Raw genomic sequence first — 23,724 nt, forward strand, 5'->3', positions numbered from 1 at the left:
CTCCGCTCACGCTCTCCACAGGCGCTCACCGCGCATGGGCTACCGTGCCGCGCATGGGAACCGTGGTGGTCGGCTACGTGCCGAAGCTGGAGGGCGAGGCGGCCCTGGCGACGGCGATCGACGAGGCCAGGCTGCGAGGGGCGAAGCTGGTCGTGGTCAACTCCCACCGCGGTGGCCCGGACCTCGACCGGGAGGCCGCCGAGGCCGCCGAGGCCGAGCTCGCCGTCGTGCAGTCGCGCCTCGAGGGCGCCGGGGTGGAGCACGAGGTGCGACACCTCATCCGCGGGTTCGAGCCCGCCGAGGACCTGATCAGCATCGCGGACGCCAACGACGCCGAGCTGATCGTCATCGGCCTGCGCCGCCGCTCACCGGTCGGCAAGCTCATCCTCGGCAGCAACGCGCAGCGGATCCTGCTCGACGCCAAGTGCCCCGTCCTCGCGGTGAAGTCCGGCGAGTGACGTGCACGCCGCGTCGCTGACCTCGCTGGTCGAGGAGCACCTCGAGCGGGCGCGGAGCGCCGAGGCCGGTCGCAGCGCCCACACGACGTACGGCGGTCAGGAGCACCGCCTGCGCCAGACGCTCATCGCGTTCGTCGCCGGGCGGACCCTGGGCGAGCACGAGTCCCCGGGCGAGGCGACGCTGCAGGTCCTGCGCGGCTCGGTGCGGCTCCACGCAGGCGCCGACACCTGGAACGGTGCCGAGGGTGACCTGCTGGTCCTCCCGCTCGAGCGCCACGACCTGGAGGCGGTCACCGACGCGGCCGTCCTCCTCACGGTCGTCACCGGCACCCGGCCGCCCGTCTGAGCACCTCCGTGGCGGGCCGCGACGAGGAGTCGCTGTCGCCGGTCCTCGGCGACCCCTCCGGACCGCACTGGTCGGCGCACCCGCCCGAGGCCTGGTCGCCCGACGACGGGGAGCCGGACCACACCGTCCACGGCGACGAGCTGCGGTTCTTCTGGGACTACGGCGTGCAGGTGCCGTTGTGGGACGACCACGGCCTGCTCGACGACGACCCCGCGTGGTTGCGCGAGGCCCTCGGGCTGGGCGACGCGCTGGTCGCCGACCTGGCGGCGTGGGGGGAGCGCATGGGTCACCTCGACGCCCACCCCGAGATGCGCACCGAGGAGGCGTACGCCGGCCTCGACCGCCAGGCGCGCGCCCTCGTCGAGCGCCTGCGCGCCGAGCTCGACGCACGCTTCACCGTCACCTACGAGCCCTCGTGAGCGGCTCGGGCAGGATGACGCCATGTCCAGCACGCCTGCCATCCACATCACCGGTGACGAGACCGCCGACCGCGTCCTCGCCGAGGACCCCTTCGCGCTGCTCGTCGGGATGATGCTCGACCAGCAGTACCCCATGGAGCACGCGTTCCGCGGCCCCGCCAAGGTCCTCGAGCGCTTCGGCACCCTCGACCCGGCCCGGATCGCGGCCGCGGACCCCGAGGAGTTCGCCTCCGGGTGCGCGACGCCGCCGGCGATCCACCGCTTCCCGGGCTCGATGGCCGCGCGGCTGCAGGAGCTCGCGGCGCTGGTCCAGGAGCGGTACGACGGCGCCGCCGAGCGGCTGTGGACCGAGGCGACCACGGGCAAGGACCTGCTCAAGCGCGTCCAGGACCTGCCGGGCTTCGGCAAGCAGAAGGCGCAGATCTTCGTGGCGCTGCTGGCCAAGCAGCTGGACGTGCGCCCCGACGGCTGGGAGCAGGCGGTCGGCGACTACGCGCTCGAGGGCTACCGCTCCGTGGCCGACGTGGTCGACGGTGACTCGCTGCAGAAGGTGCGCGACTTCAAGAAGGAGAAGAAGGCCGCCGCCAAGGCGGCGCGCGCCTGAGCTCAACGGCTCCCGGCGGCCAGCCGTCCTGAGGGGAAGACCGGCGGCACGGGGATCTTGCGATTGATCTCCTCGACCTCCGCCAAGGTGCGCTGCCCGACTCGGAGCAGCTCGCGCTGCACCTGCTCGGACCGGCGCAGCGTGGCCAGGGTCGAGCGGGCGACCTGGAGCGCCTCCGCGCCGTCGGCCAGGGTCTGACGAGCGAGGCCCAGGGTGGTGCGGGCCAGCTTCACGCCGGCCTGGACTCCGGCCACGACCGAGTCGAGGTCACCGCGGAGGTCCTGCAGCGGCCCGAGCGCGGTGATCACCTGCTGGACGGTGCGGAGCACCTCGTCGGTACGCCGCTCGATGGAGTCGGTCGACTGCGCCGTGCTCCCGGCGATCTCCTGGGAGGTCCGTGCGACGTCGAGCCCCTCACGCTGCACCTGCAGCGACTGGCGGGTGGTCCGCAGCTGGCGGGTCAGCTCGGCCAGCGTGTGCCGCGAGACGCCCAGGGTGCGGTGCACCCCGACATCGGTCGAGGCGAGGTCGCGGCTGACCTCGCCGATGTCCTCGCGGGCACCGCGGGCGGGCCCGAAGACCAGCGCCGCCGTGGCGAGCAGGGACAGGACGAGGGCGACGACGAGGACGACGCGCTGACGCCGGGAGAGCTGCGGGGTGACCAGGTCGGCCATGGGGTCCTCCGGGGACGGCCGCTGGAGGGCGGCGCTGTCGGCGGGAGCGGCACGCCGAGGCGGGCCGTGATCGGTCGGGTCGGTGGCGGTCGCGACGTTGCGACCCCGGCCAGCCCCTGCCCTCGACCGCGGTCGCCGAAGCGCCATCAGGGCTTGATGTGCGTCACTCGGCACGGGTCGCTCCGGTGCGGTCGACGGCCCGGACGTCCGCGGTGTCGCGTCCTCGTCACCCGCCGGACACCCGCCGTTCTGGACCAGTACGCCTCCGTGCGCTGCCGAATCGCCTCCTGATGCCGTGCCCTCACCGGGCCCGTGGCAGAATGAGATCGCGGCTCTTGACGTGTGCGGGCTCTGCTGCGCCCGAGAGTCGCCCCGCCGTTGCTCCACAGTCAGTTGACGAGAGGTGTTCGTGTCCTCGACCGCGCGCAAGATCCCTGCCGAGGTGCTCTCGCACCCAGCCGTCGTGGCCCTCATCGAGCGGGGTAAGCCGTCGGGCAGCCTGAGCCCGGAGGATGTCCGCCAGGCCAGTGAGGACGCGGCCGTCGAGCCGCGGCACCTCAAGTCGCTGCTGGCGCACCTGAGCTCCCTGGGCATCTCCGTCGACGTGAGCGCCAGCGCCCATCGCGCCGTCGCGGCGACGACCGCCCGCAAGACCACCACGGCGAAGACCGCCAAGAAGGCGCCGGCCAAGAAGGCCGCGTCCGCTGCCACCGCGGCCCCGGCCGCCCCGGCGGAGGAGCAGGTGGCCGCTCCGGTGGCCGCGGCCCCGGTGATCGGCCCCGACGGCAAGAAGATCCTGCCCGACGTCCCGGACGAGCAGTTCGAGAAGGACGTCGCCCAGGACCCGACGATCAAGGCGGACGAGGAGGAGGCGACGGCGACCTCCAGCTTCGTGGTGTCGTCCGCCGACGAGACCGACGAGCCCGCGCAGCAGGTCATGGTCGCCGGCGCGACCGCGGACCCGGTCAAGGACTACCTCAAGCAGATCGGCAAGGTCCCGCTGCTCAACGCCGAGATGGAGGTCGAGCTCGCCAAGCGGATCGAGGCCGGCCTGTTCTCGGAGGAGAAGCTCGCGAAGGGCGGGAAGATCACCCCGAAGCTCCTCGAGGAGCTCGAGTGGATCGCCGAGGACGGCCGACGCGCCAAGAACCACCTGCTCGAGGCCAACCTGCGCCTCGTCGTCTCGCTGGCCAAGCGCTACACCGGCCGCGGCATGCTCTTCCTCGACCTGATCCAGGAGGGCAACCTCGGTCTGATCCGTGCGGTCGAGAAGTTCGACTACACCAAGGGCTACAAGTTCTCGACGTACGCCACGTGGTGGATCCGTCAGGCGATCACCCGCGCGATGGCCGACCAGGCCCGCACCATCCGCATCCCGGTGCACATGGTCGAGGTCATCAACAAGCTCGCCCGCGTCCAGCGCCAGATGCTCCAGGACCTGGGCCGTGAGCCCACGCCGGAGGAGCTGGCCAAGGAGCTCGACATGACCCCCGAGAAGGTCATCGAGGTCCAGAAGTACGGCCGCGAGCCGATCTCGCTGCACACCCCGCTCGGCGAGGACGGCGACAGCGAGTTCGGTGACCTCATCGAGGACTCCGAAGCCATCGTCCCCGCGGACGCCGTGTCGTTCACGCTGCTGCAGGAGCAGCTGCACGCGGTCCTCGACACGCTCTCCGAGCGCGAGGCCGGCGTCGTGAGCATGCGCTTCGGCCTTACCGACGGCCAGCCCAAGACGCTCGACGAGATCGGCAAGGTCTACGGCGTGACCCGCGAGCGGATCCGCCAGATCGAGTCGAAGACCATGTCCAAGCTGCGGCACCCGTCGCGCTCGCAGGTCCTGCGCGACTACCTGGACTGAGCGGCCCCGGCCGCGCACGAGAGCCCCGCACCTCCCGCCGGAGGTGCGGGGCTCTCGTCGTTCGTGCCGGTGGTCGGGTCAGCCCGCGGCGACCAGGACCACCGCGCCGGCGCAGAGCGCGAGCCCGACCGCCTGGCTGCGGTGGACCGGCTCGCGCAGCAGCACGGCCGCCAGCACGACGGTGACGGCGGGGTAGAGCGACGTCAGGACGGCCGCGACGGTCAGGTAGCCCTCGCGGGTGGCGAGCATGAAGCAGCCGGTGGCGGTCGCGCCGAGCAGGCCACTGACCAGGCCGAGGGCGGCGCCCCGCTGGCGGGGCACCCAGGGGGCGTGGGCCGCGACGGCGACCGCGACGACGGCCGCGCCGGCGACGAGCTGGTTCACCGCGAGGGGCAGCAGGCCGGCCTCCTCGGGGATCTCGGCGAGGGCGGCGAAGAGGGTGCCGAAGCCGAGGCCGGCGAGCAGGCCGTCGACCACCCCTGCCGTACGCCGCGGCGCGAGGCCGTCGTCCGGCTGCCGGGCCCCGGCGGCGGGGTCGCGGGCGACCAGCCAGATGGCCGGCACGGCCGAGACGACACCGAGCCAGACCAGGGTGCTCGGCCGCTCCCCGGACAGGACTCCCACGGCGACCGGCAGCAGCGTCGCGGCGACACCCGAGACCGGGGCGACCACGCCCATCCGCCCCGAGGAGAGGCCGCGGTAGAGGAAGGCGGTCCCGAGACCGTTGCCGAGGCCGCCGAGGACCGCCCAGGCGAGGTCGGTCGAGGTGGGGGAGCCGTCGACGACCATGGCCAGCACGAGGACGGCGGTGGCGCCGCCCACCTGTGCGGTCAGCGCGACCGCCCACGCCGAGACCCGCTGAGAGGCGAAGCCGCCGACGAAGTCACCGACGCCGTAGGCGAGCGCGGCGCCGAGCGCGAGCAGGACCCCCATCAGGTGAGGACGACCCCCACGCCCCAGACGACGGCGGCCGCGAGCGCCGCGAGGAGCTCGATGAGGATGCTGAGGCCGGCGGCGCGCAGCGCGTGCCTGGTGGAGGGCCAGGCGGCTGCGGCGCCGACCCGGCGGTGCTCGGCGAGGTAGACGCCCAGCACGAAGCCGAGCAGCAGCCCGACGACCGGGACGACGAAGAACCCGACCACCCCGAGGAGCCCGCCGACCGCCAGCGTCGAGCCGGGGATGCCGGCGTCCTTGAGGCGACGGCCCGGGACGGCGTACTTGACGACCGCGCCGAGCGCGAGCAGCGCGGCCACGACCGCGAGGACGGTCCAGGCGGTCCCGCCGCCCACCTGCACGGCCCAGACCAGCACCGCGCCGAGCACCAGGAGGGTGCCGGGGAGGACGGGGACCAGCACTCCGACGACGCCGACCGCGATCGCGACGGCGACCAGGACCTCGAGCAGGCTCACCGGGCAACCCTCCCACGCCGGCCAACGTGGCCACCCGCGTCGCCACTGGTCCGCGTCCACGGCGCGACGTGGGCTTGGCCCGCCCGGTCTCTCGCGCGCTCGGGGGTGTTCAGCGACCCTGCGGTCGCTTCACACGCGTTCTGCCGCATGTGCAGCGTCCCGGTGGTCGCTTGACACAGGTCAGGGGCGCCGAGGATCAGCGGTCGTGGGCCGGCCACGGAAATGACGGACGGCCCCGGACGTGGTCCGGGGCCGTCGAGGTCTGGGTGGGCTGGTCTGGTCAGCTCTCGTCGTCGGGAGCGACCGCGGAGGTGCCGGAGAGCTTGTGGGTCTCGTCGACGACGTTCGCCGCGATCTCCTTGAGCTTGTCGCCGTGCTCGCGTGCGTGGTGGGCGCAGAACAGCAGCTCTCCGCCGGTCTGGAGCTCCACACGGAGGTAGGCCTGGGCTCCGCAACGGTCGCAGCGGTCCGCAGCCGTCAGCGGGGCGCTGGGTGCAACGGTGGTGGTCACATCGGCCTCATTTCTTGTGTCTCGGTGTCTTGCTCAACGTAGAGGCGGGGCCAAGGATTCCCGCGGCCACGTGGTGCCCGACACGTCGATCTCATCACGGACAGTGTTGCCCGATCGCGGGGTTTCCATGCCCCGGACGGTGCTGTCCGGACCACGTTCACCCGTTGAGGGGGTAACGACTGGTCCTACGAAGTGTGACGCGGTGCGGGTCGTCCCGGTGCCGGAACCACCCACCCGAGGTGGATCGTGTCCGCATCGTGACGTCCCGCGTGCTGGGCGGGTGCTGCTGTGCTGCGCGTGCGTGGTGCGTGTGCGTGGTGCGTGTGCTGGTCGTGCTGCGGCTCACCGTAGTGGTGGCCGGACCGGGCGTGGCTGCGTGGGCCCGCGGCGTGTCGTAGGTAGATTCGGAGCCGCACCGCCGACGGATCGCCCGGGACGTACCGGGCGCCTCTCACCGCCCCACCGCAGGAGCCCCACGATCGCCGAGAACACCTACAACGCCGCGCACCTCCTGGTCCTCGAGGGCCTCGAGGCGGTCCGCAAGCGCCCGGGGATGTACATCGGCTCGACCGACACCCGCGGACTCATGCACTGCCTATGGGAGATCATCGACAACGGCGTCGACGAGGCCCTCGGCGGCCACGCGGCCCGCGTCGAGATCACCCTGCACCCCGACGGGTCGGCCGAGGTCCACGACGACGGGCGCGGCATCCCGACCGACAAGGAGCCGAAGACCGGCCTTCCGGGCGTGGAGGTCGTGGCGACCAAGCTCCACGCCGGCGGCAAGTTCGGCGGCGGGTCGTACGTCGCCACCGGCGGCCTCCACGGCGTCGGCCTGTCGGTGGTCAACGCGCTGTCGACGCGGATGGACATCGACGTCGAGCGGACCCCGGCGGTCCAGGGCATCTCGTTCCGCCGCGGCGTCCCCGGCGTCTTCACCGGCGAGGGCCCGGCGGCCGACTTCGAGGCGCGGTCCGGGCTGACCCGCAAGGGCGGCCGGGTCGCCAAGGGCCGCACGGGCACGCGGATCCGGTTCTGGCCGGACCGGCAGATCTTCACCAAGGACGCCGGCTTCGTCTACGACGAGCTGGTGACCCGGGCGCGGCAGACGTCGTTCATCGTGCCGGGCCTGGAGCTGGTCATCCGCGACATGCGGGGGCCGGAGCTGGTGGAGGAGAAGTTCCGCCACGACGGCGGCATCACCGAGTTCACCGACTTCCTCGCCAGCGACGAGCCGGTCACCGACGTGCTGCGCCTGCAGGGCTCGGGCACGTTCACCGAGACCGTGCCGCTGCTCGACGACAAGGGCCACATGACCCCGCAGGAGGTCGAGCGGGAGCTGGCCGTCGACGTCGCCGTGCGGTGGGGCACCGGCTACGACACGGAGGTCCGCTCGTTCGTTAACGTGATCGCGACGCCGAAGGGCGGCACCCACGTCGGCGGCTTCGAGCAGGCCGTCACGCGCACCTTCAACGACGCGATGAAGGCCGCCAAGGTCCTCAAGGTCAACGACGACGACGTCACCAAGGACGACGTCCTCGAGGGGATGACCGCGGTCGTCACCGTGCGGCTCGCCGAGCCGCAGTTCGAGGGCCAGACCAAGGAGATCCTCGGCACGCCGGCGGCGCGCACCGTCGTACGCCGCGTGGTCGCCGCCGAGCTCAAGGACTTCCTCACCTCGACCAAGCGCCAGGAGAAGGCGCAGGCCAAGCTGGTGATGGAGAAGGTCGCCGGTGCGGCCAAGACCCGCATCGCCGCGCGCCAGCACAAGGAGACCCAGCGGCGCAAGAACGCCCTGGAGTCCTCGGCGCTGCCCTCGAAGCTCGCCGACTGCCGGGCCACCGACAACGACCGCACCGAGCTGTTCATCGTCGAGGGTGACTCCGCGCTCGGCACGGCCAAGCTCGCGCGCAACTCGGAGTTCCAGGCGCTGCTCCCGATCCGCGGCAAGATCCTCAACGTCCAGAAGGCCTCGGTCGGCGACATGCTGAAGAACGCCGAGTGCGCCTCGATCATCCAGGTCGTCGGCGCGGGCTCGGGGCGCACCTTCGACCTCGACGCCCGTCGCTACGGCCGGATCATCTTCATGGCCGACGCGGACTCCGACGGCGCGCACATCCGCTGCCTGCTGGCGACACTGTTCTTCAAGTACATGCCCGACCTGATCCGCGAGGGCCGGGTCTACTCCGCCGTCCCGCCGCTGCACCGCATCGAGATCTCCAACCCGCGCAAGGGCCAGGACAAGTACGTCTATACCTACTCCGACGACCAGCTGCAGCGGAAGCTCGCCGAGCTGAAGAAGAAGAACGTGAAGTGGAAGGACCCGGTCCAGCGGTACAAGGGTCTCGGTGAGATGGACGCCGACCAGCTGGCCGAGACCACCATGGACCCCCGCCGCCGCACGCTGCGGCGGATCACCGTCGACGACGCCGACGCCGCGGCCAACGTCTTCGAGCTGCTCATGGGCTCCGACGTCGCGCCGCGCAAGGAGTTCATCGTCCAGGGCGCCTACGAGGTCGACGTCGAGGCGCTCGACGCCTGAGCACGCCGTCCGGTCGGTCGCGGGGGCCCGGACACCCGTAAGGGCCGACCCCCGGGCCGACTCCTCGTCGGTCGCCACTCGCGTGACCTCCGGCTGCGCAGAGCGGTGCGGATGGGCGGCTGATCCCGGTGCGCGTCGGCCTGTGTTCAGCGACCATCTCGTCGCTCCACACGCGGCAGGACGCGTGTGAAGCGACACCAGGGTCGCTGAACACCCCGCGGCTGACCCGGGGCTCGGCGGCGGGTCTTCAGCGACCACCTGGTCGCTCCACACGCGACGGTGTGACCGGCGCGGACGGGCAGGTGTCGCGGGGGAGCGGCGGGGGTAGGTCGTCGGCATGAGCCACCGTCTCGCCCGCGCCCTGGGCGCCTCGCTGCTGCTGTCCGGCTTCCTCACGCTCGTGGTCGCGCTGGTGTGCCACGTGGCCGGTGGGCCGGAGGGGACCCACGCGAGCGCGGTGTGGGTGCTGGCGACGCTGGGCCTGCTGCTGATCGGCAACTCGCTGGTCGTCCTCGTCGTGGAGTCGCAGGTCCGCGCGCAGCACGAGCCCAGCGCCGGCTGAGCAGCCGGAACCCGGGCTCAGGCGGCGACGTCGGCCGGGCCGTCGCCCGCCACGCCCGGCACGGCCGGTACGGCGGGCACGGACGGCAGCAGCTTGTTGCGGCTGGGGGTGCGTCGTGCGTCGGTGCGCCCGAGGTCGGCGACCTGCTGCAGCCAGGCCTCCCGCTGCTCCGGTGAGCTGCCGTGGACCTGGCCGATCCGGGTGGCGCGCACCGGCTTGAGGCCGCAGAAGCGCAGCGTGCTGCGACGCAGCTGACGCACGGCGCTGTCGCCCATGAGGGCCCGCAGCCACCAACCGGGGGAGTCGGTCGTGACGACGACCCGCGCGGACCGGCCGGCGAGGAGCCCCTGGGGCAGCCCGTTGTCGCGGTAGCGGTAGGCCCAGCCGCGCTCGAGCGCGCGATCGAGGAAGCCCTTGAGCAGCGCGGGGACCGAGCCCCACCAGACCGGGGCGACGACGACCACGTGGTCGGCCGCGACGAGCGCCGCCCGAGCGCGGAGCAGGTCCGGCTCGACCGGCTGGTCGGCGTGGAGCCCGCGGCGCAGGTGGACGTCGAAGTCGAGGTCGCGGAGCGTCAGCAGCTCCACCTCGGCTCCGCCGGCGCGGGCGCCGTCGGCGTACCGGGCAGCGAGCGCGGCGCACAGCGAGCGGTCGTCGGGATGGGCGTCGATCACGAGGGTGCGGGCCATCACGGGCCTCCTTCTTGACGGTGTAAAGATTGGGGTGCAGCCAGCCTGCGGTACGATCTTTCGCGTGTCAAGATCTTCGTCCGGCTACCACCACGGCGACCTGCGGCGTGCCCTCGTCGAGGCCGGGTCGGCGCTGCTCGAGGAGCAGCCGCCCGCGCGGATCAGCCTGCGCGAGGTGGCCCGGAAGGCCGGGGTGAGCCACGCGGCGCCGTACCACCACTTCGGCGACCGCGGCGGCCTGCTCAAGGCGGTCGGCGACGAGTGCATGCGCGACTTCCTCGACCGGCAGGAGGCCGCCGCGGCCGCGGCGGCCGACCCGGCCGAGCGGCTGGTGGCCCTCGGCGCGGCGTACGTGTCCTTCGCGGACGAGCGGCCGCACGCGTTCGCCCTCGTCTTCGACCCCGAGCTGTGCCCGCCCGACGACCCGAGCCCGGAGCGCGCACCGCTGATCGCGCGCAACGAGCAGCTGCTGGCCGAGTGCGTCGCCGCCTGGCTGGAGTACCGGGGGCGCAGCCAGGAGGACCTCGAGGCGCTGGCGGCGGCGCTCTGGGGCACCGTGCACGGCCTCGCCGCGCTGGTCGGCGAGGGGCAGCTCGCGCTCGAGCAGGTCGGGCCCGCGCTGCGCGCGCTCGTCCGCCACGGCTGAGCGGCGACGCCGTCGGGAATCATCGCCGACGGACCACCCCTGGCAGCATGGGTCGGGTGCCCGCCCGTCCCCGCCGTACCGCTCGCGCGCTCGTCGCGGCCGTCGCCGCGGTCGGGCTGGTGGCGGGCTGCACCGACGACGGAGGTACGCCGCCGGGCGACCGACCCGGGGACCGGCCGGCCGCGGAGCAGGCGCCGCCGCCCAGCCCGTCGGAGCGGCTCGGCCTGGCTCCGGGCTGGGGGCCCACGCGCGCCGAGCTGGACCGCGCCGCCCGGCGGGTGGGCCGGCTCCGGCTGCCCGACCTGGCCGGCCAGCTCATCGTCGCGAGGTACGCCGGCACGCGGGCGCCCAGCGAGCTGGTGCGCCGGCTCCACCTGGGCGGCGTGGTGGTCTTCGACGAGAACGTGGCCGGTCCCGAGGCGCTGCGCGGGGCGATGCGCACGCTCCAGCGCGACGCGCGCCGGGGCTGGCCGCTGATGACGGCGGTCGACCAGGAGGGCGGGCTGGTCGAGCGGGTCGGCGGCGCGGTCACGGCGTACCCCGCCTTCATGGCGGCCGGCGCGGCCGGTGACCGCGGGCTGACCCGCCGGGCCTACCGCGCGCTCGGCGGCGAGCTGCGGCGCACCGGCCTCAACACCGACCTGGCCCCCGTCGCCGACGTGACGTCGGGGCCGGCGGACCCGGTGATCGGCTCCCGCTCACCGGGGTCCTCGCCGGCGGCGGTCGCGGCCCAGTCGCTCGCGGCGGCGCGCGGCCTGCGGGAGGCGGGGCTGGTGCCGGTCGTCAAGCACTTCCCGGGCCACGGGTCGCTGACCACCGACAGCCACGTCGCGCTGCCGGTGCAGACCCGGAGCGTCGCGCAGCTGCGCCGGGTCGACCTGGCGCCGTTCGCGGCGGCGGTCGAGGCGGGCCTGCCGGCCGTCATGGTCGGGCACATCGCGGTGCAGGCGGTCGACCCGGGCGTGCCGGCCACGCTGTCGCGGCCGGTGGTGCACGGGATGCTGCGCGAGCGGCTCGGGTTCGGCGGGCTGGTCGTCAGCGACGCCCTGGAGATGGCGGCGGTGCGGGGCCGGCCGGAGCCGGCGGTGCGGTTCCTGGCCGCCGGCGGCGACGTCGTGCTGATGCCGGCCGACCCGGCCGCGGCGCGGGCCTCGATCGTGCGGGCGGTGCGCCAGGACCGGCTGCCCCGCCGGCGGCTGGAGCAGGCGGCGGCCCGGATGGTGGCGCTGCTGGAGCACCAGGCCGCGACCGGCGGCGGGGGCGCGGCGCCCGGCTCGGCCGCGGGAGCGGCCCGCCGGCTCTCCGCGGCCGCGGTCACCGTCGTCGCGGGGCCGTGCTCGGGCCCGCTGAGCAGCGAGCCGGTCGTGCCGCTGGGCAGCAGCGGGTCGGTGGCGGCGTTCCGCTCGGCCGCCGGCGCGGCCGGCCTGGCGCTGGGCAGCGTCCGCTACGTCAAGCCGCCACGGCCCGAGCGCACCGGCAACAGGCGCAAGGACCGCCGCCGGCTGGCCGCCTGGCGGCGGATCGAGCCGCGGCAGGTGGTCGAGGGCACGCCGGTGCACCTGATCGGCCCCGGCGGCACCGCTCCCGACGACGGGATCGTCGTCGCCACCGACCGGCCGTGGGTGCTGGGCACCTCTACGGCGCCGGTGCGGGTGGCGACGTACGGCTCCGGTCCGAGCGCGATGGGCGCGCTCGTCGCGGTGCTGACGGGTGAGGCGCGAGCGCCCGGCCGGCTGCCGGTGCAGGTCAGCGGCGTCGAGCGCCCCGGCTGCTGACCGGCTGCTGACCGGCCGCGAGGGCCCGGCTCAGACGACGCGCTCGAGCAGCCCGCTGTCGACGTCGTAGATGAAGCCGCCGATCTTCACCGAGTCCGGGACGAGCGGGTGGCTGCTCACCTTGTGCACGTCGTCGGCGAGCGTCGCGCGCTGGTCGGTGACCACCGGGAACGGCTGCCAGGTGGCGTCCTGGCCGGCGGAGGCGCCGACCCGCTCGCGCAGCTCGTCCTCGGTGCTGGAGGCGACGGCGCAGCGGGTGTGGGGGACCACCAGGATCCGCTCCACGTTGAGCAGGTGCACCCCGAGGACGAGTGCCTCGAGGGCCTGCGGGGTGACCCGGCCGCCGGGGTTGCGGAAGATCTTGGCGTCGCCCGGCTTGAGCCCGAGCATGCCGAGCGGGTCGATGCGCGAGTCCATGCAGGTCACGATGGCGACGCCCGCGTGGGCGACGCCGTCGAAGCCGGCGAGGTCGAAGGTCTCCGCGAAACGCTGGTTCGCGGCGAGCAGGTCGTCGAAGTCCGAGTCAGCCACGGAGCAGAAGTTAGCGGACGCTCACGCGCGGGCGCGCAGCACCTCGGCCGTCGAGACGGCCTTGGTCGCCGCGCCGCGGAAGACGACCAGCGCGAGGGCGCCGGCGACCAGCGCCGCGACCGCCGCGCCGGCGAAGACGGCGTGCTCCTGGGGGATCCCGGCGGCGGCCAGGAGGTCGGAGTACGCCGGGCAGCGGGTGCGGTCGCCGCAGACCTCCCGGGCCGAGGGGAGCGGGTTGTCCTCGAGGTGGTCGTAGTAGCGGCGCAGGCCGAGCGCGGTGAGCGCGGAGATGCCGACGAGCATGCCGACCATCCGCGCGACCACGACCATGGCACTCGCGACGCCGTGGACGTCGTCGTCGGTGCTGGCGAGCACGGCCGCGTTGACCGGGGCGAGCGCCAGCCCGAAGCCGAGCCCGCAGACCACCAGGGTCAGGTCGGAGGAGAGGTGCTCGAGGCTGTCGACGTCCCACTGCGCCATCAGCGCGAAGCCGAGGGCGGCGAGCCCCATGCCGGCCGCGGTGATCACCCCGGCGCCCACGCGGCGCGTGAGCCAGCCGCCGAGGACCGCCCCGACGGGCAGCGCGACGAGGAAGCGGAGCAGCACCAGCGCGGCCATCAGCTGGGAGTCGCGGTGGATCGTGGTGCGGGCGAAGAGCGGGATGTCGATGAGCGCGGCGATGAGGGCCGCCCCGACGAAGAAGCTGACCAGCACCGCGCCCCAGGCCGGCGTGCGGCGCAGCGCCCCGGCCGGGACGATCGGCGCCTCGGTGCGGCGGACGTGCACCACGAACGCGGCGGCGCCGATCGCGCCGCCGAGGAGGTACCAGAGGCCCTGGTCGGAGAAGACCTGCACCTTCGGGTCGGCGGTGGCGAAGGCGAGGATCACCCCGCCGAGCGCGACCGCCAGCAGCAGGGCGCCGGTCAGGTCGGCGTCGCGGGCGCTGCGCCACCAGGCGCGCAGGTCGACCAGCGGCCGCCGCGCGAACCAGCAGCGGACGAGGAACAGCAGCGACGCACCGATCGCCACCAGGCCGACCGGGGTGAGCCAGCGGCCGTCGCCGACGTACGGCACGAACATCTCGCCCCAGGTCAGGTCGCGCAGCAGCTGGCTGGGGCGCAGGAAGACCAGCCCGCCGGCCCCCAGGGCGACGAGGGCGAGCAGCGCGCCGACGACGTCCGGCAGCCCGCGCCGCGGTGGTGGTGCGGCGAGCCCGGGCGGCGGGGCGGTGCGCAGGGAGCGGATGGCCGCGGCCAGCACCAGGCCGACGGCGAGGTTGAGCAGGAAGATCGCGCGCCAGTCCGCGACCGAGAGGACGACCGCGCCCAGGAGCGGGCCGAGGACGCTGCCGAGCTCCTGGACGGCCGAGACGATGCCGAGCGGCACGCCGCGCCGCTCGGCGGGGTAGAGGTCGGCGACCAGCGCGAGGGTCGCCGGCACCAGGCCGCCGCCGCCGACGCCCTGGAGGAAGCGGCCGGCGACCATGCTCGGCAGGTCGTAGGCCGCCGCGGTCACCAGCGAGCCCAGCGCGAAGAGCACGAGCGCGGCCACGAGCACCGGGGTGCGGCCGCGGAGGTCGGCGATCCGCCCGATGAGCGGCAGCATCGCGACGTACCCCAGCAGGAAGCCGGAGATGATCGGCGCCGCCTTCTGCAGCTGCTCCACCGAGATCCCGGCGCCGGTCATCATGTCCGGCAGCGCCAGCACGACGACGTAGGTGTCGGCGGCGGCGAACGCGACAGCGACCGACGCGAGCACGAGCAGCAGGCGCGGGGAGCGACCCGTGGCCGCCCGGGCCGGCGCGGGAGCGGCCTCGCTCACGGGGCGGTGATGTCCTTGGTGGTGCCGTAGTCGTCGAAGCCGATGGTGTAGGTCATCGACGGCGAGTCGGCGTAGAACACCCCGGTCAGCACGGCGGTGCGGAGCTGGCCCTCGGCGGTGACGGTGTACGTCGCGTCGAAGTCGCCCGACGCGCTCGGGATGACGTTCTGGACGGCCGTGTCGGGGACCGTCCCGGTGTACTCGGTCAGCACCTCGTCGTTGTTCGCACCGCCGCGCACCGACTCGCCCTCCTCGAGGTCGGTCGTCGCGGGCAGGAGAGCGGAGAACCCGGCGTCGGTGCTCATCAGGTCGGCCGGGTCGGGGGCGCCGTACTCAGCGGGGTCGATGTCCTGCCAGCCGTCGGTGAACGGCACCTGCGCGTAGACCTTGCCGCCGACCGCGACCACCGGCACCTGGGCGTCCTGGCCGAGGATCCGCACGGTCAGCGAGCCCTCGAAGGCCGGGTCGTGGGTGCCGATCCCGGTGGCGTCGACGATGCCGGTCACGCCGTCGGGGAGGTCGTCGGTGCTCAGGGTGAGGGAGAGCCCGCTGGTCTCGTCGATCTCGGACTTGGCCAGCTCCATCACCTCCTCGGGCGTCCGCTCCTCGCCGACCGGGGCGGCGTCGTCGCCGCCGGAGCAGCCGGTGAGCAGCGCGGCGGAGAGGGCGACGGCGGACAGCAGGGCAGGGGCGGGCCGGACGACGGAGCGGAGCATGCGGTCAGCCTTCCACACCGGCGGGCGCCGACCCGGCGCCCTCCGGCCCGTCGGACGGCCCGTCGGACGGCCCGTCGGAAGAGCCGTCCGGCCGGCCGCCGAACCGGGCCGCCACGGGGCCCGCGCACGCGGCGAGCGGCTGGCTGCCGGGCACGCCGGAGCCGTCGCGCCGGCCGGTGGCCGGGGGCAGCTCGACCGGCGCGCCGCTGTCGGCCGCGCCGCGCGCGGGGGCGGTGCCGACCCAGGCGAACACCAGGGCGTCCTCGCCCTTGAGGAACCGGTGGCAGCGCACGCCGCCGGTGGCGCGGCCCTTGGGCGGGTACTCCGAGAACGGCGTGACCTTGACCGCGCCGGGCTCGGTGCCCGGCAGGGCGGTGGAGGAGCCGGAGGCGGTGACGACGACCGAGCCCTCGGGCGCGTCGGGGTCGACCGCGCCGAACCACAGGACCGTGGCGCCGGCGGTCAGGCGGACGCCGGCGATGCCGCCGCCGGAGCGGCCCTGCGGGCGCACGGCGTCGGCGCCGAAGTGGAGCAGCTGGGCGTCGGTGGTGACGAAGCAGAGCGTCTCGGCGCCGGTGGTGAGCTCCACGGCCCCGATGACCTCGTCGCCGTCGGCGAGCCGCACGACCTCCCAGTCGTCGCGGTTGAGCACCTCGGGGTTGACCCGCTTGACCACGCCCTGGCGGGTGCCGAGCGCGAGGCCCGGCCCGTCGGCGGCCAGCGTGCACAGGGCCAGCAGCCGCTCGCCGGGCTCGAGGGCGAGGATCTCGCTGACCGGCAGGCCGCCGGCCAGGTGCGGGTCGTTGGCGGTGCCGGGCAGCTGCGGCAGCTCGAGCACGCCGATGCGCACGAGCCGGCCGGTGCTGGTCAGGCCGCCGACGTCGCCGCGCGCGGTGGCGCGGACGGCGGAGACGACGACGTCGTGGTTGGCGCGGCCGCCGCCCTGGCCGGGGGGCTCGTCGGTCGCGGTGCGGGCCAGCAGGCCCGAGGAGGAGAGGTAGACGAAGCACGGGTCGTCGGCGACCTCGAGCGGCACGGCGCTGCTCACCGGGGCGCCGGCGGACTCGAGCAGGACGGTGCGGCGCGGCGTGCCGTACGTCTTGGCGACCTCGGCCAGCTCGTCGGAGACGACCGTGCGCAGCAGCGCGTCGTCGCCGAGGATCGCGTCGAGCTCCTCGATGGTGCGCTGGAGCTCGGACTGCTCCTTCTCGAGCTCGATGCGCGAGAACCGGGTGAGCCGGCGCAGCTGCATCTCGAGGATGTACGTCGCCTGCGGCTCGGTCAGCTCGAAGACCTCCATCAGCCGCTCGCGCGCCTGCTCGGCGTTGTCGCTGGAGCGGATGAGCTGGATGACCTCGTCGATGTCGAGGATCGCGACGAGCAGGCCCTCGACGAGGTGCAGCCGGTCGGCGGCCTTGCCGCGGCGGTGGCGCGAGCGGCGCCGGACGACGTCGTACCGGTGGTCGAGGAAGACCTCGAGCATCTCCTTGAGCCCGAGCGTGCGTGGCTGGCCGTCGACCAGCGCCACGTTGTTGATGCCGAAGCTGTCCTCCATCGGCGTGAGCCGGTAGAGCTGCTCGAGCAGCGCCTCGGGGACGAAGCCGTTCTTGACCTCGATGACCAGGCGCAGGCCGTGCTCGCGGTCGGTGAGGTCCTTCATGTCGGAGATGCCCTGCAGCTTCTTGGCCTGCACCAGGGTCTTGATCCGCTCGATGACCTTCTCGGTGCCGACGCCGTAGGGCAGCTCGGTGACGACGATGCCCTTGCGGCGGGCGGTGACGTTCTCGATGCGGGCGCTGGCGCGCATCTTGAAGACGCCGCGGCCGGTCTCGTAGGCGTCGCGGATGCCGTCGAGCCCGACGATCTTGCCGCCGGTGGGCAGGTCGGGGCCCGGGACGTACCGCATCAGGTCGTCGAGGGTGGCCCGCGGGTCCTTGACCAGGTGACGCAGCGCCTGGACGACCTCGACGAGGTTGTGCGGGGCGCAGTTGGTGGCCATGCCGACCGCGATGCCGGTGGTGCCGTTGACGACGAGGTTGGGGATCGCCGCGGGCAGGACCGACGGCTCGAGCTCGCGGCTGTCGTAGTTGGGCCGGAAGTCGACGGTGTCCTCGTCGATCGAGGCGGTCATCGCGACCGCGGCCGGCGCCATCCGGGCCTCGGTGTAGCGCATGGCGGCGGGGGAGTCGTCGGGCGAGCCGAAGTTGCCGTGCCCGTCGATGAACGGCAGCCGCATCGACCACGGCTGGGCCATGCGGACCATCGCGTCGTAGATCGCGCCGTCGCCGTGCGGGTGCAGCCGACCCATGACCTCGCCGACGACGCGGGCGCTCTTGACGTGCCCGCGGTCGGGGCGCAGCCCCATGTCGTTCATCGTGTAGAGGATCCGCCGCTGCACGGGCTTGAGGCCGTCGCGGGCGTCGGGGAGCGCGCGGGAGTAGATGACGGAGTAGGCGTACTCCAGGAACGACGACTCCATCTCCTGCTGGATGTCGGTGTCGAGGATGTGCTCCTCGAAGTCCTCGGGCGGCGGGGGAGTCGTACGTCGTGCCATGCCGCCATTCTCCCCGCCCACCGGGCCGGGACGGCCGGGGGCACACCGGCGACCGGATAGATTCCTCCCCGTGACCGAGCCGGACGTCCCCACCGCCCCGCGGCACTGGGAGGCCGACGTCCTCCTGCGCGACGGCCGCACCGCGCACATCCGGCCGATCGGCCCCGCGGACGCCGAGCTGATGGTCGAGTTCTACTCCCGGGTCTCCGACACCTCGAAGTACTACCGGTTCTTCTCCCCGATGCCGCGGCTCTCCGACCGCGACGTGAAGCGCTTCACCGAGGTCGACCACCACGACCGGGTGGCGTTCGTGCTGACGCTCAGCGGCCAGATGATCGCGGTCGGGCGCTACGACGTGATCCGGCCCGGCGAGGCCGAGGTCGCGTTCCTCGTCGAGGACAAGCACCAGGGCCGCGGCATCGCGCAGCTCCTGCTCGAGCACCTGGCCCAGGCCGGCCGGGAGCGCGGCGTCGAGCGGTTCGTCGCCGAGGTGCTGCCCGACAACACCCGGATGATCCAGACCTTCCGCGACGCCGGCTACCACGTGGCCAGCGAGTACGAGGACGGCGTGCTGGTCCTGGAGTTCCCGATCACCGCGACCGACACCGCGATCGGGCTGATGCAGGGCCGCGAGCACAAGGCCGAGGCCGCCTCGATCGAGCGGTTCTTCAACCCGCGGTCGGTCGCGGTCATCGGCGCGTCCCGGCGCCAGGACACGATCGGCCAGGCGCTCGTGCGCCACCTGGTCACCGGCGACTTCACCGGACGGGTGTACGTCGTGAACCCGACGGCCGCCGCGGTGTCCGGCATGCCGGCGTACAAGTCGGTCGGCGACATCCCCGACGAGGTCGACGTGGCGATCGTCGCGGTGCCGGCGGAGTCGGTGCAGGACGTCGTGCTCGACTGCGCCGCCAAGGGCGTGCACGGCCTGGTCGTCATCTCGTCCGGGTTCGCCGAGACCGGCGAGGAGGGCCGCCAGCGGCAGCGCCGGCTCGTCGGGCTGTCCCGCTCCTACGGCCTGCGCCTGATCGGCCCCAACTGCCTGGGCATCATCAACACCGACCCGGCGGTCTCGATCAACGCGTCGCTGTCGTCGGTGATGCCGCCGCGCGGCCGCGCCGGCTTCTTCTGCCAGTCCGGCGCGCTGGGCTCGGCGATCCTGGAGAAGGTGCAGAACCGCGGCCTCGGCCTCTCGACGTTCGTCAGCGCCGGCAACCGCGCCGACGTCTCCGGCAACGACCTCCTGCAGTACTGGGAGGAGGACGACTCCACCGAGGTCGTCCTGCTCTACCTGGAGTCCATCGGCAACCCGCGCAAGTTCTCCCGCATCGCCCGGCGGGTCTCGCTGCGCAAGCCGATCATCGCGGTGCGCTCGGGCCGCACCACCCAGGGCGTGCCGATGGGCCACGCGGTGCGCCGGATCTCCGCGCCGCCGCAGGCCGTCGACGCGATGTTCCGCCAGGCGGGCGTGATCCAGGTCGACACCCTCGAGGAGATGTTCGACGTCGCCCAGCTGCTGGCCCACCAGCCGCTGCCGCGCGGGCGCCGGGTCGCGATCGTCGGCAACTCCGACGCGCTCGGCCTGCTGGCCGCCGACGCCGCCGCCGCGGTCGGGCTGGTCGTGAACAAGTCCGTCGCGCTGGGCGCCGACGCGACCGCCGAGGACTTCGAGGACGCGCTCGACGCCGCCATCGACGACCCCGAGATCGACTCGGTCGTCGCGGTCTACATCCCGCCGCTCAACGTCTCCGGCGAGGACGTCGCGAACGTCCTGGCCGCCGTCGGCGAGCAGTCCGACAAGCCGCTGGTCTCCTCCTTCCTCGGCGCCGAGGGCGTGCCCGAGCTGCTGCGCGTGCCCGACGTGGCCGGCTCGACCGCGGGTCGCGGCTCGGTCCCGTCCTACCCCGCGGTGGAGTACGCCGTGCGGGCGCTCGCGCGCGTCGTGGAGTACGCCGTGTGGCTGCGGACCCCGGACGCCCCGCCGCGGGTCGGCGACGCCGTCGACCGCCGGGCCGCCAAGGCGGTCGTCGAGCGGGTGCTGACCCAGCACCCCGACGGCACCGAGCTCGACCAGCCGACGCTGGCGGAGCTGCTGGCGGCGTACGGCGTGGAGCTGTGGCCGGTGCGGCGGGTGGCCAGCCTCGACGAGGCACGCGCCGCGGCCGAGGAGCTCGGCTGGGACGTGGTGCTCAAGGCGACCGCCGACCACCTGCGCGAGCGGCCGGACCTGGCCCACGTGTGGCGCAACATCGACTCGCCCGAGGAGATGGACGACGCCTGGGACTCGCTGTCCTCGGTCATCGGCGACCCGGCCGGCGCCGGCTTCGTCGTGCAGAAGGTCGCCCAGCCGGGTGTGCCGGTCTCGATCCGCTCGATCGAGGACCCGCTCTTCGGTCCCGTCGTCTCCTTCGGCATCTCCGGCCCGATCACCGACCTGCTGACCGACCGGTCCTACCGGATCCCGCCGCTGAGCGAGCGCGACGCCGCCGCGATGGTGCGCGAGATCAAGTCGGCGCCGATGCTGTTCGGCTACCGCGGCAGCGAGGTCGTCGACGTGGCCGAGGTGGAGCGGCTGATCCTGCGGATCTCCCAGATGCAGAACGACCTGCCCCAGGTCCGGTCCCTCGAGCTCGCGCTCGTGCTGGCCGGCGCCCACGGGGCGAGCGTGCTGACCGCGGCGGCCCGGGTCGAGCCGGTCACCGACCCGCGCTCGGACTGGTTCGTGCGCCGGATGCCGGCCCTGCCGGGGGACACCATCCCGAGCTGAGCCGCCACGACCCGGTCGCCTCGGGCCGTCCCGGCCGTTGGGGTCCCCGGGGGTGCCGCGTGACACACTGCGACCCATGCGCACCCGCACCACCGACGACCGGGACCGGGCCACCGAGCTCCGGCACGCCATCGACCGCACGGGCTACTACCCCGAGGTCGTCGCGGACGGCGTCGCCGCGGCCGTGGCCGGCGAGCAGGTCGTCTCCTTCTTCGTCCACCACGAGCCGACCTTCGAGCGCGACGAGGTACGTCGCCACCTCAGCGTCGTCGTGTTGACCCCGAGCCGGCTCGTGCTCGCGCACACCGACGAGCACCCCGGTGACGACCTGCTCCCGGAGCCGTACACCTCGACCTCCACCGAGGCGGTCAGCCTGTCCGCGGTGAAGTCGGTCGTCGTCACCCGCAACATCGCCAACCCGACCTCGGGCCCCTCGCGGCCGGCCGAGGTCGTCATGACCATCGGCTGGGGCGGCGTCGCCCGGATCGACCTGGAGCCGGCCGGCTGCTCGGACCCCGAGTGCGAGGCCGACCACGGGTACACCGGCGTGCTGTCCTCCGACGACTTCTCGCTGCGGGTCTCGGCGGCGGCCGACGGCGCCGACGCCGTCCACGGGCTGCTGTCCTTCGCGGAGTCGCTCTCCGCCGCGACGCACGGCTGAGCCGGGCTGTCGTGGCGGGGGTCGGCGGGCCGGACTTCCACGAGCCGGCCTACGGGCAGCGGTCGCTGTCCGACGTGGTGCCGGCGGTCGCCGTCGCGCTCGGGATCGAGCCGGCCACCAGCCTGGACCGCGCCGCACCCACCGGGCTGGTCCTGCCGCCCGCGTCGTCGTACGTCGTCTTCCTCGTCGACGGCCTCGGCCACCAGCTCCTCGAGCGGCACGCCCACGCCGCGCCGTACCTCTCCTCGCTGCTGGGTCAGGAGCCCGCCACCGCTGGTGTCCCGTCGACGACCGCCACGAGCCTGACCTCGCTCGGCACCGGGCTGGTGCCCGGCGTGCACGGGCTGGTCGGCTTCACCTCGCGCGTGCCCGGCACCGACCGGCTGCTCAACGCGCTGATGTGGTCCAAGGACGTCGACCCGCTGGAGTGGCAGCCGCACCCGACCGCCTTCGCGCGGCTGCGCTCGGCCGGTGTCACGACGACGGTGGTGAACAAGCGCGAGTTCGCCGGGAGCGGGCTGACGCTGGTGGGCTCGCGGGGAGCGGAGTACGTCGGCGCCGACAAGGTCGGCGAACGGGTCGCCGCCGCCGTGGCCGCCTCGATCGAGCGGCCCTCGCTGACCTACCTCTACGACAGCGACCTGGACTGGACGGGCCACAAGTACGGCGTGTCCTCCAGCCAGTGGCTCCAGCAGCTCTCCAGCATCGACTCCGAGGCCGAGCAGCTCCGTGAGGCGCTGCCCACCGACGTGCGGCTCGTCGTCGTCGCCGACCACGGCATGGTCGACTGCCCGCCCGAGCACCGCCTCGACGTCGACGACCACCCCGAGCTCCGCGACGGCGTGGCCCTCCTCGGCGGCGAGGCCCGCTTCCGCCACCTCTACTGCCAGCGCGGCGCCGTCGACGACGTCGCCGCCGCCTGGTCGTCGGTGCTGGGGGAGCGAGCGACCGTGCTGACCCGCGAGCAGTCGATCCGCCGCGGCTGGTTCGGCCCCGTCGACGCCTCCGTCCTGCCCCGCCTCGGCGACGTCGTCGTCGCCTCCACCGGCGACCACGGCGTCTTCTCCACCACCGACTTCGCCTACGAGAAGACGCTCGTCGGGCTGCACGGGTCGCTCACGCCCGAGGAGATGCTCATCCCGGTGCTGGTCGACTGACTCGTTCGCCCGCGGGGACGCGGGTCCGCCTCTACCGTCGTCCCGTGCCCCAGGAGCTCGCCGAGAAGCGGATGCGGCTGCGCTACGCCGGGACCTGCCGGGTGTGCGACGCCGCGCTCGCCGCCCGCACCGAGGCCGTGTACGAACGCTCGACCAGGACCGTCCGGTGCCTGACCTGCTCGCCGCCCGTGCCGGTTGACGTCGCGTCTGCGGGCGCAGGACCTCCTGCAGCTCTGGAACCCGACCCGGTCGACTCCGGTGTGGCCGGCGCCTCCGCCCGGCGGGAGTACGAGCGGCGCCAGGCGAAGCGTGAGGCGCGCATCCGCGCGAAGCACCCCAAGCTCGGCGGGTTGATCCTCGCCCTCAGCGACGACCCGCAGTCGACGACCGCGTGGAGCACCGGCGCCCTCGGCGAGGAGCGGCTCGGCACCCGGCTCGACGAGCTGGCGACCGACACCCTCCGCATGCTCCACGACCGGCGGATCCCCGGCACCCGCGCGAACATCGACCACCTCGCCGTCACCCCGACCGGCGTCTACGTCATCGACGCCAAGCGGTACGTCGGCAAGCGGCCGACCCTCCGCGTGGAGGGCGGCGTCCTCCGCCCACGGGTCGAGAAGCTCGTGGTCGGCACCCGCGACCAGACCAAGCTGGTCGACGGTGTGCTCAAGCAGGTGGAGCTCGTCCGGTCGATCGTCGCCGAGGACGTCCCCGTGCTCGGCGTCCTGTGCTTCGTCGAGTCCGACTGGCCTCTCATCGGCGGCGCGTTCACAACTCGCGGGGTCGACGTCCTCTGGCCGAAGAAGCTCTACCCGCGGCTCACCTCCAGCGGCCCGCACGCCGCGCATGTCGTCGACCTGCACGCGCGTCTCGCCTGCGCTCTGCCTTCGGCCTGACGGCGCCACCGCAGGGGTTGTCCGGGATCTTCGGCGTCCCAGCAGGAGCGAACGGGCTCGCCAGGGCCCGTGCCTCCGATGGATCGGCGTGCTCAGCGGCTCAGGACCATCGTGGGCGCGACCCTCAC

General features: G+C 73.8%; 22 protein-coding genes. 13 read left to right on the forward strand and 9 right to left on the reverse strand.

Annotated elements, in window-relative coordinates:
* The first annotated feature begins 53 nt into the window (after window positions 1–53).
* Genes QWY28_RS09220 through QWY28_RS09235 form a run of 4 tightly spaced genes read left to right on the forward strand, consistent with a single transcriptional unit; the run spans window position 54 to window position 1,827 of the window.
* On the forward strand, window positions 54–458 hold the full coding sequence (locus tag QWY28_RS09220; RefSeq protein ID WP_300952205.1) for a universal stress protein: 405 nt from the start codon (window positions 54–56) through the stop codon (window positions 456–458).
* A 1-nt stretch (window position 459) separates the two neighbouring features.
* Window positions 460–804 (forward strand): cupin domain-containing protein, encoded by a 345-nt coding sequence (locus QWY28_RS09225; protein WP_300952206.1) that lies wholly within the window; start codon window positions 460–462, stop codon window positions 802–804.
* Between the two features lie 8 nt (window positions 805–812).
* Entirely contained in the window at window positions 813–1,223 is a 411-nt protein-coding gene (locus QWY28_RS09230) for an immunity protein CdiI family protein (RefSeq protein ID WP_300952207.1), read from the forward strand.
* 22 nt (window positions 1,224–1,245) lie between these two features.
* Window positions 1,246–1,827: an HhH-GPD-type base excision DNA repair protein gene (locus tag QWY28_RS09235; RefSeq protein WP_300952208.1), complete on the forward strand. Its 582-nt coding sequence runs from the start codon at window positions 1,246–1,248 to the stop codon at window positions 1,825–1,827.
* A gap of 2 nt (window positions 1,828–1,829) precedes the next feature.
* Here the strand turns inward: QWY28_RS09235 and QWY28_RS09240 are convergent, their stop codons facing one another.
* Window positions 1,830–2,501 (reverse strand): hypothetical protein, encoded by a 672-nt coding sequence (locus QWY28_RS09240; protein ID WP_300952209.1) that lies wholly within the window; start codon window positions 2,499–2,501, stop codon window positions 1,830–1,832.
* Window positions 2,502–2,904: 403 nt separating this feature from the next.
* On the opposite strand from QWY28_RS09240, the gene QWY28_RS09245 reads away from it, so the two are divergent.
* Window positions 2,905–4,359, forward strand: coding sequence for an RNA polymerase sigma factor (locus tag QWY28_RS09245; RefSeq protein WP_300952210.1), 1,455 nt, complete (start codon window positions 2,905–2,907; stop codon window positions 4,357–4,359).
* A gap of 78 nt (window positions 4,360–4,437) precedes the next feature.
* Here QWY28_RS09245 and QWY28_RS09250 read toward each other — a convergent pair whose 3' ends face one another.
* The 3 genes from QWY28_RS09250 to QWY28_RS09260 form a co-directional block, all read right to left on the reverse strand.
* On the reverse strand, window positions 4,438–5,292 hold the full coding sequence (locus tag QWY28_RS09250; RefSeq protein WP_300952211.1) for an EamA family transporter: 855 nt from the start codon (window positions 5,290–5,292) through the stop codon (window positions 4,438–4,440).
* Window positions 5,292–5,768: a DUF456 domain-containing protein gene (locus QWY28_RS09255; RefSeq protein ID WP_300952212.1), complete on the reverse strand. Its 477-nt coding sequence runs from the start codon at window positions 5,766–5,768 to the stop codon at window positions 5,292–5,294. Before QWY28_RS09255 ends, QWY28_RS09250 begins: the two co-directional genes overlap by 1 nt.
* Before the next feature lie 280 nt (window positions 5,769–6,048).
* A complete protein-coding gene (locus QWY28_RS09260; protein WP_300952213.1) occupies window positions 6,049–6,279 on the reverse strand; it encodes a DUF7455 domain-containing protein in 231 nt (76 codons plus the stop codon).
* 478 nt (window positions 6,280–6,757) lie between these two features.
* On the opposite strand from QWY28_RS09260, the gene QWY28_RS09265 reads away from it, so the two are divergent.
* Both QWY28_RS09265 and QWY28_RS09270 read left to right on the forward strand, forming a co-directional pair.
* Window positions 6,758–8,821 carry a DNA gyrase/topoisomerase IV subunit B gene (locus tag QWY28_RS09265; RefSeq protein ID WP_300952306.1) on the forward strand — a complete coding sequence of 688 codons (2,064 nt, stop codon included), beginning with the start codon at window positions 6,758–6,760 and terminating at the stop codon, window positions 8,819–8,821.
* A 337-nt stretch (window positions 8,822–9,158) separates the two neighbouring features.
* A complete protein-coding gene (locus QWY28_RS09270) occupies window positions 9,159–9,383 on the forward strand; it encodes a hypothetical protein (RefSeq protein WP_300952214.1) in 225 nt (74 codons plus the stop codon).
* Between the two features lie 17 nt (window positions 9,384–9,400).
* Here the strand turns inward: QWY28_RS09270 and QWY28_RS09275 are convergent, their stop codons facing one another.
* Window positions 9,401–10,072, reverse strand: a complete 672-nt coding sequence (locus tag QWY28_RS09275; protein WP_300952215.1) for an NAD(P)H-dependent oxidoreductase — start codon at window positions 10,070–10,072, stop codon at window positions 9,401–9,403.
* Window positions 10,073–10,136: 64 nt separating this feature from the next.
* Here QWY28_RS09275 and QWY28_RS09280 point away from each other — a divergent pair, with 64 nt between their 5' ends.
* Window positions 10,137–10,718 (forward strand): TetR/AcrR family transcriptional regulator, encoded by a 582-nt coding sequence (locus tag QWY28_RS09280; RefSeq protein WP_300952216.1) that lies wholly within the window; start codon window positions 10,137–10,139, stop codon window positions 10,716–10,718.
* Window positions 10,719–10,774: 56 nt separating this feature from the next.
* Window positions 10,775–12,493 (forward strand): glycoside hydrolase family 3 protein, encoded by a 1,719-nt coding sequence (locus tag QWY28_RS09285; protein WP_300952217.1) that lies wholly within the window; start codon window positions 10,775–10,777, stop codon window positions 12,491–12,493.
* A 30-nt stretch (window positions 12,494–12,523) separates the two neighbouring features.
* Here QWY28_RS09285 and QWY28_RS09290 read toward each other — a convergent pair whose 3' ends face one another.
* Genes QWY28_RS09290 through QWY28_RS09305 form a run of 4 tightly spaced genes read right to left on the reverse strand, consistent with a single transcriptional unit; the run spans window position 12,524 to window position 18,115 of the window.
* Window positions 12,524–13,024, reverse strand: a complete 501-nt coding sequence (locus QWY28_RS09290; RefSeq protein WP_300952218.1) for a beta-class carbonic anhydrase — start codon at window positions 13,022–13,024, stop codon at window positions 12,524–12,526.
* Window positions 13,025–13,045: 21 nt separating this feature from the next.
* Window positions 13,046–14,845: an MFS transporter gene (locus tag QWY28_RS09295; RefSeq protein WP_300952219.1), complete on the reverse strand. Its 1,800-nt coding sequence runs from the start codon at window positions 14,843–14,845 to the stop codon at window positions 13,046–13,048.
* Entirely contained in the window at window positions 14,842–15,561 is a 720-nt protein-coding gene (locus tag QWY28_RS09300; RefSeq protein WP_300952220.1) for an LppX_LprAFG lipoprotein, read from the reverse strand. Before QWY28_RS09300 ends, QWY28_RS09295 begins: the two co-directional genes overlap by 4 nt.
* A gap of 4 nt (window positions 15,562–15,565) precedes the next feature.
* Window positions 15,566–18,115, reverse strand: a complete 2,550-nt coding sequence (locus QWY28_RS09305) for a DNA gyrase/topoisomerase IV subunit A (RefSeq protein ID WP_300952221.1) — start codon at window positions 18,113–18,115, stop codon at window positions 15,566–15,568.
* Window positions 18,116–18,185: 70 nt separating this feature from the next.
* On the opposite strand from QWY28_RS09305, the gene QWY28_RS09310 reads away from it, so the two are divergent.
* From QWY28_RS09310 to QWY28_RS09325, 4 genes are all read left to right on the forward strand, one after another.
* Window positions 18,186–20,882, forward strand: a complete 2,697-nt coding sequence (locus tag QWY28_RS09310; RefSeq protein ID WP_300952222.1) for a bifunctional acetate--CoA ligase family protein/GNAT family N-acetyltransferase — start codon at window positions 18,186–18,188, stop codon at window positions 20,880–20,882.
* 76 nt (window positions 20,883–20,958) lie between these two features.
* Complete coding sequence (locus QWY28_RS09315) at window positions 20,959–21,543, forward strand: DUF5998 family protein (protein ID WP_300952223.1); 585 nt, start codon at window positions 20,959–20,961, stop codon at window positions 21,541–21,543.
* 11 nt (window positions 21,544–21,554) lie between these two features.
* Window positions 21,555–22,700, forward strand: coding sequence for an alkaline phosphatase family protein (locus QWY28_RS09320; RefSeq protein WP_300952224.1), 1,146 nt, complete (start codon window positions 21,555–21,557; stop codon window positions 22,698–22,700).
* A gap of 44 nt (window positions 22,701–22,744) precedes the next feature.
* A complete protein-coding gene (locus tag QWY28_RS09325) occupies window positions 22,745–23,596 on the forward strand; it encodes a nuclease-related domain-containing protein (RefSeq protein ID WP_300952225.1) in 852 nt (283 codons plus the stop codon).
* Window positions 23,597–23,724 lie beyond the last annotated feature (128 nt).

The sequence above is a fragment of the Nocardioides oceani genome (assembly GCF_030412965.1).
Classification (GTDB): Bacteria; Actinomycetota; Actinomycetes; order Propionibacteriales; family Nocardioidaceae; genus Nocardioides; species Nocardioides oceani.